Source organism: Caballeronia humi, assembly GCF_001544475.1.
GTDB lineage: Bacteria > Pseudomonadota > Gammaproteobacteria > Burkholderiales > Burkholderiaceae > Caballeronia > Caballeronia humi.
Window position 1 is genome coordinate 1 of the sequence record NZ_FCNW02000115.1, and the last position, 6,326, is coordinate 6,326.

The 6,326-nt window shown below is 57.8% G+C and carries 7 protein-coding genes; 5 read left to right on the forward strand and 2 right to left on the reverse strand.

Going from position 1 to position 6,326, the window contains the following annotated elements; all coding sequences use genetic code 11:
* Positions 1-401 (reverse strand): helix-turn-helix domain-containing protein (locus tag AWB65_RS33880; protein ID WP_143281824.1); only part of this gene is annotated, 401 nt, incomplete at its 3' end.
* Between the two features lie 110 nt (positions 402-511).
* Entirely contained in the window at positions 512-1,537 is a 1,026-nt protein-coding gene (locus AWB65_RS33885) for an IS110 family RNA-guided transposase (RefSeq protein ID WP_087671153.1), read from the reverse strand.
* An 840-nt stretch (positions 1,538-2,377) separates the two neighbouring features.
* Here AWB65_RS33885 and AWB65_RS33890 point away from each other — a divergent pair.
* The 5 genes from AWB65_RS33890 (at position 2,378) to AWB65_RS33905 (ending at position 5,887) form a co-directional block, all read left to right on the forward strand.
* Positions 2,378-2,845, forward strand: a complete 468-nt coding sequence (locus tag AWB65_RS33890; protein WP_125474292.1) for a lipocalin-like domain-containing protein — start codon at positions 2,378-2,380, stop codon at positions 2,843-2,845.
* A gap of 52 nt (positions 2,846-2,897) precedes the next feature.
* A complete protein-coding gene (locus tag AWB65_RS37480; RefSeq protein WP_235008057.1) occupies positions 2,898-3,080 on the forward strand; it encodes a hypothetical protein in 183 nt (60 codons plus the stop codon).
* Complete coding sequence (locus AWB65_RS33895) at positions 2,999-3,310, forward strand: lipocalin-like domain-containing protein (protein WP_235008053.1); 312 nt, start codon at positions 2,999-3,001, stop codon at positions 3,308-3,310. The genes AWB65_RS37480 and AWB65_RS33895 overlap by 82 nt, the downstream gene beginning before the upstream one ends.
* Positions 3,311-3,955: 645 nt before the next feature.
* A complete protein-coding gene (locus AWB65_RS37820) occupies positions 3,956-4,261 on the forward strand; it encodes an ATP-binding protein (protein ID WP_327359557.1) in 306 nt (101 codons plus the stop codon).
* 510 nt (positions 4,262-4,771) lie between these two features.
* Positions 4,772-5,887 carry a trypsin-like serine peptidase gene (locus AWB65_RS33905; protein ID WP_235008055.1) on the forward strand — a complete coding sequence of 372 codons (1,116 nt, stop codon included), beginning with the start codon at positions 4,772-4,774 and terminating at the stop codon, positions 5,885-5,887.
* Positions 5,888-6,326 lie beyond the last annotated feature (439 nt).

Consider the following 6,326-nt stretch of genomic DNA (forward strand, 5'->3'; position numbering starts at 1 on the left):
AACTCGCCGCGCGGCTGAGCGTAGATAGCCGTGTAGATGGTCTCATGCGATACGTGCTGGGTCGGGTCGGTCGGATACATGCGCTTAAGTGTGCCCGATATCTGCTGGGGCGACCATTTCCAATCGAGCAGGGTGAGCACAACCCGCCAGCGAACGCTTTGCGTGCACAGCTTGGCGGGGCGGCGACCAGCGCTACGGCGGGCGGCGCTCAGCGCTTCGGCTGACACTGAAGCGTAGCCAGCAGGAGAGCCGTTGCGCGTCAGCTCCCGGCTCACAGTGGACGGAGAGCGCCCGAGCATTCGGGCCATGGCCCGAATGCTCACATCCTGCAGTCGTAGGCTTGCGATGGCGAGGCGTTCTTCAGGTTTCAGCTGCTGGTACGAAGTAGTTTTGTCGGGCATTGCAACACCTTATACGAGACAAGCGTTGCACCTCGCTTTTGAGGCCGTGCACTCAATTGCCAGCGCAACCTTTCGACCTCGTGCCTGAACTTCTTAACATCTCTGAACTTTCAGTTTCGAACTCCTCGTAAGCTGACGTGATCCGAACTGTACGGTATATCGTGGGCGAGAACAGCCCAGATCGTGCGCGCCATTTTGTTGGCCAATGCAACGGCTACTACGTTCGATGGTCGTCGCGTTCGGATCTGCTCGACCCAGCCTCCAGCATGTTTCGCATGGAAGAGCACACTGCGTGCGCCGTGAATCAAAAGGGTACGGACGTACGTGTCGCCACGTCGACTGATACCCAGGAGCTGGACCTTCCCGCCAGTGCCGATCTGCTTTGGTACGAGACCGAGCCACGCTGCAAACTCCCGTCCGGACCTGAACGCCTTCGCGTCACCCATCGTGGCAACAGTGGCCGTTGCCGTCAGCAGACCAACGCCGGGAATCGCGGCGATTGCCTTGCATGCTTTGTCCTCTTTCATCCACGTTTGCAAACGTCGCTCAATGTCAGCGATCTGTTTGTCCAGTCGATCAAGGTCATTCCAGAGTTCGCGTAATGAGTCGATCAGCATCGCCGGTAGACGCTCGGCCAGCTTCGCCAGTACCCCGGGAATCGCTCTATCCAGCGCGGCGCGACTCTTGGCCATCACCTCGCCGTATTCTGTTAGCCAGCCCCGTAGACTGTTCATCTGCATCGTGCGGACCTTGATCTTCTGTTGCCGCAACCGATGCAGCGCCAATACAGCCTGCTGGGCTTCGGTCTTTACAGCGACGGGCTTGCTCGGCATCTGCGTGGCCATCCAGATCGCGCGAGCATCGGCAGGATCGTTCTTGTTGCCGATATTGAAAGCCTTGACGAACTTCGCCGGCATTAGCTTGACCTGATGGCCCATCTCAATCAATCGCCGTGCCCAATGCTGCGCACCACCGCAGGCCTCCATTCCGATGAGGCAAGGTTCGCGATTCGCAAAATGCTCGAGGAACGCGGCACGCTTCAGTTGCTTGTTCACAATCTCGCCCGTGCCGGCATCCACCCAGTGAAGCTGGAAGACGTTCTTCGCAATGTCCACCCCGACCGTCGAATACTTCATTTTGGAGCCTCCGGTTAGCCTGTGAAGACCTTAATGATCTTCCATTGGGCACTTTGATGCCGTCGGCCCGTGAGGGTCCGCCTCTTCGGCGTCACCCATTTCGTAGGTGGGGGCGTTCATTCCATTTGACGCGCAGCAGCCAGCGGCGTTCAAATGGTTTTGAAGCACGCAATCGCGACTATTCAACCGGACACGAGAGGAACCCCCATCCGAACATGGTGACAACCGTCCCCGTACCGCGCCCGCCCGGGAATCAGTGACCAAGGTCGTTCATCGTCGCAGGCGACTATGAGACGCATCGAGACAGCACGGGGCAAAAACTCAGATACCGTAGATGAACTAGACGAGCGTTGGTATTTTAACCTCCCAGCGAACCCGTCCGGCCTTATTATCAGCGCGAGGAAGTCACTTCAAGTGATGGTGGTGCGGCAACGACCAGCGGGCTGCCTCCGTACTGCTCGCAAAAATCGCGAATTCGGAATTGGTATGTCCATACTCGCGCATTGCCTGATGCAAGCGCGGCCACCGGTTGCTGTTCGTGCGTCGAAAAATCTGACGGCCGAGTCGACCATCAGCAGAACCGCACCGAAGTGGGCGTCATTTCACTCGGTGGCATAGTGTACAAGTGGCAGACCATCGGGATGTCTCGCCGCGCGCCGGTAAAGCTATCATTTCTGTTACAAACCACTAATATTCTTTCACGCGTTGCTGCACGGACGTGCGGGCGACGGGTGATGCCTTTGAGTGACCTCGCGGCCGGAACAGAAACGATTTCGGCCGTGTTCGGCGCATAGGCTGCCTGTCACGTATTACGATGTACGGAAAGCGCGATGAATCGACGTGGCCCAGTTACAAAGACCTTATTCGCCCTTTATGTGCGCAGGCGCCGCGTTTCCAGCGGGTGCGCAGAACCTGAAACAGCAGGTGGTCGGCACCTGGACCTTGACATCCGGATCGGAGAAGCTCGCCAACGGCAAGACAATCGTTCCCTGGGCGTCCGGCAACCTCATGCTGGATCCCACCGGTCATGTGGCGTTCTTTCTCATGGGCAAGGACCGCCCGAAGACGGTCGCCAATCCGCGCGTGCCCATCGGTCCTGTCCTCGCCTACTACGGAACATATACAGTCGACGAGTCCACCAGCACCCTAATTTATAACGTCGAGTCCAGTACGTCTCCGGCATTCGACGGAGCAGTTCGCAAGCAGAAGGTCGTCTTGAGCGGCGACAAACTGACCACGACCGGGTCCCCCGTCAAGACGTCCGACGGAGAGATCATCCCGATCAACGAATGGAAGCGAGCCAAGTAAAAGGTGTCGGATTCTGCGGACCGCCGGGTGCAACAACGCGCTGGAGAAAAGCATGAAAGCAATGCTGAAAGCCTTGGCCTTTGTCGCGATCATAGTCCTCGCGATCGGCATCGCGGTTCCGGGGGCGCCCGCAATCTCCCAGCAGTCCTTCTCGTGTTCGGAAGCGATGGCCGCTATTCGCTGGTCGGTGTTCGCGCCAACCTGCCGAAATTCGCTTCGGGCAACCGTTTGCTAGGAACGGCTGACGAGAATGCGGGAATCGCCCAGGGAAACGTGGCTCACTTCGGTACGTACACGGTTCACACCAACGCTCACGTCATCGTCTTCCACATCCAGAGAAGCACGTTCCCTAACCGGGCCGGGGATGTCCAGAGGCGTCCCTTCACTATCGACGGCGATCGATTGGCCTATGTCACGCCGGGCAGATTCGGTTATGGGCGGCCAAGGTTGTGTGGCAACGAATGAAGTGAAGCGGGCGTCGACAGAGTTCGCCACTCAAACGTGGGGAGTACATTGGTTTAGAGCCCCCGGGTGGCTTCACTCGAAGCGCGCGGCGTAAGTTGTCAAGCCAGGAGGCCCATGAAAGACGATCAAGACCCCGCAAATGCGATCCGTCGCTCGATCGATGGGTATCAGGTCTCGCAGGCCATTCATGTAGCCCACGCTCGGCATCGCCGATCTCCTCGCGGACGCTCGCCGCACGAGTTGAACTCGCTGCGCTTACCGCTCTCACGCACTGACGCTCTACCGTATGCTGCGCGCCCTCGCGAGCGCCGATGTCCTGCGCGAGCCTGAAGGTCGTCGTTTCGAACTCACGCCTAGCGCTGGGCAAGACGCTCGAGAACTTCAACTTCGACCGGTTGCCCAAACTAAACCGTTCACACCTTCACGACCTCACGACCTCCCTACGGGCCGATACATCGACGAGAAGGTCTGCGTTCTGATGGTCGGGCAGACAGGCGTCGGCAAGTCGCAGGTATCTATCGCGGTGCGGTCCTGACGCCGAGTGGCAAGTCGCGAGGCTGTTTATCAATCAGACCGAGTGCTCAAGAAGCTGCATGCGGCGCGTGCCACGGACTTATACGACGCAAGTTCCGGCAGTTCGTGCGTGTGCTACTGCTGATCGTTGACGACTTCGCGCTCAAGCCCCTTCGTGCGCCCCACGATGAGGACTTCCATGACCTGATCGCTGCAAGGTACGAGCGCGCAGCCTCAATCTTGACTTCAAATTTGGACTTCAGCGAATGGGGCGACGCCTTCCCCGACAACCGAATTCGTGGAGCCGCTACGCTCGATCGCCTACGACACGGCGCCTATCGCGTCGTTATAGAGGGCGAAAGCTTCCGCAAGCCCAAACCGATGATCGACAACGGCGAAAATCCGGTTGCCAAAAACGGCAAAAGACCGCAATCTTGAAACCGTTCGATCCGCGTTCTACCTTGTTTCTGCTGGCGCCATTACGGCGCCCATCCCCGGCGCCATTACGCCGCCCCGTGACACGAAATCACTGCCGGCATGACCGGAAGCTGGGCGGACTTTAAAAATGGTAGTCGAATCGCGAGCTGATGGGATTCGGCACGTTCGTACATCGATGACAGCGCGGTCACCACCACCAAGAAAGTGCGGGGCTGGCTGTGAGCCGGTACTTTCTCGCCACTGCTCGGCCGTCGAGAGGAGGCATTTGGATATTAACCCGCTCTGACGTGAGCAAGAGTGCACCCTCCAGACATGGCGCGTTGCCCTAGCTAGCCATTGCGGTAGCCGCGCATCCGCTAATGGGGAACACGACCTAGCGTTGCCGATCTTAGGGCCTTTTAGAGACATACGATGAGAAAATGCTATCGTTTCGTACCCCGTTCAGCGACTGTCGCAGCGATTTTGTCAGCATCCGTGAGCGGGGCGGCCTTTGCCGAGGACACCGTTGTCATGAATCTCAACTTATCTGAGACGAGGCTGTCGACAACGGAGCTTTTGAATTCAAAGCCGGTCGTGAATCGGTTGTATGCGCCCGATACATCGTCAGTAACGCCAAATACCGACGCGGGGCCATACCTCCCCGGCGTTATGACGCAAAAAGGCATCGTAACGGACACCAGACCTCGTGCATATGGATCTTTCGGCATTCCATTTACATCTACTCGCGTGCAGGACGGTGATCAAAGCGCTTCGGGCGTTACGCTTGCCAATCTTCTTAGCACAAGCTTCCCTTATCGGACAATCGGCAAGCTCACGTTCTCTGCCGGCTACTGTTCTGCGAGCCTCATCCGCAGAAGCGTTCTTGTAACGGCCGCACACTGCATCCAAGGCTTCGGCAGTGGAAACTCGACTTATTCCGACTATCAATTTGTCCCGGGACATTATGGTGCGATCGGCGCGACAGCAAAACAGAATGCTCCATATGGCATATGGAATTGGACTGCCTTCGTTCGTCCGGCGAGCTGGGCTAATGGCACTGACACAGGATCTGGCGCAGCCCGTAACAATGATCTGGCGGTGATCGCTCTCGCCAAGAACACTGACAATCAGTTCATCGGCGACATCACCGGATATCTAGGTTATGGTTGGAACAACTGTTCGTTCGTATCATCTCCGAAGACGGGCAATTTACAGACTGCTGCCGTCTCGACCTTCGGATATCCGTACCTTCTCGACAGTGGCGCGATTATGCAGCGCACGGATGGGCCGACTTACACGACAGTGGTCGGCGGAGCCTGGCAGCTCTGGCAAGGAAGCGACCTCACGAGCGGCTCGAGCGGCGGCCCGTGGATCGTGAATTTCAAGTCTCGCGACCCAGTGCGGGAAGGTGACGCCGTTGCAGGTATCGCTTCGAAGCTCGCGGTCATTGGCGTGACGTCATGGGGAACCTCGGATCCCAATGCGGCCAAGGATAACTACTCCTCCCAGTTCCGCCAAAACGCGCAGTACCCAAATGCAAATTATGGCGGTTACGGAGCCGGCAACATTGCCTCGCTGCTGAACACGCTGTGTAACAAGAGAGCGTCCGGCGGCGGTACGTATGCATCGCAAGGCTATTGCGACTAGAGTGTGTGGTGACTGCGCCTCTGTCGCAATGAATCGCGCGCCGGCCTCGGCTGGCGCCGGAACCCCGCCATTGTCAATGCATCGATTACGACGACGGTGGTAGCGTGCGGCTTATGGCGCCAGCCGACACCTTCGCGGTTCAAAGAGTCCAGCACGACTGCCGATACTCTTGAAAATACCTTTTCAGTCTCTTCCTGTATGTCGGTTTTTGGCTTGCGGCTTGGTCTGTCCTTTGATTCATTACGCAACAGCTTCCGTTTAGCCGGTAAGACCACGGACACGCGTTGGTCGCCTCAATATGGGATGTCATCGCGCCCCGGCTTGACCCGTTTTGACTTGATGAACGGTGCTTCGGTGGACAACTCAACACGCATTTCACCGGCCATGATGACTTGGCCTGTCGGAGCGTTAGTGCCGTCCACCCGCACAAACGAAATTA

Bases quoted from the DNA above. Each gene is read 5' to 3' on its own strand.
- AWB65_RS37480 (WP_235008057.1), top strand. From the start codon at position 2,898: ATGAAAGCAATGCTGAAAGCCTTGGCCTTTGTCGCGATCATAGTCCTC.
- AWB65_RS33885 (WP_087671153.1), bottom strand. From the start codon at position 1,537: ATGAAGTATTCGACGGTCGGGGTGGACATTGCGAAGAACGTCTTCCAG.
- AWB65_RS33905 (WP_235008055.1), top strand. From the start codon at position 4,772: ATGAATCTCAACTTATCTGAGACGAGGCTGTCGACAACGGAGCTTTTG.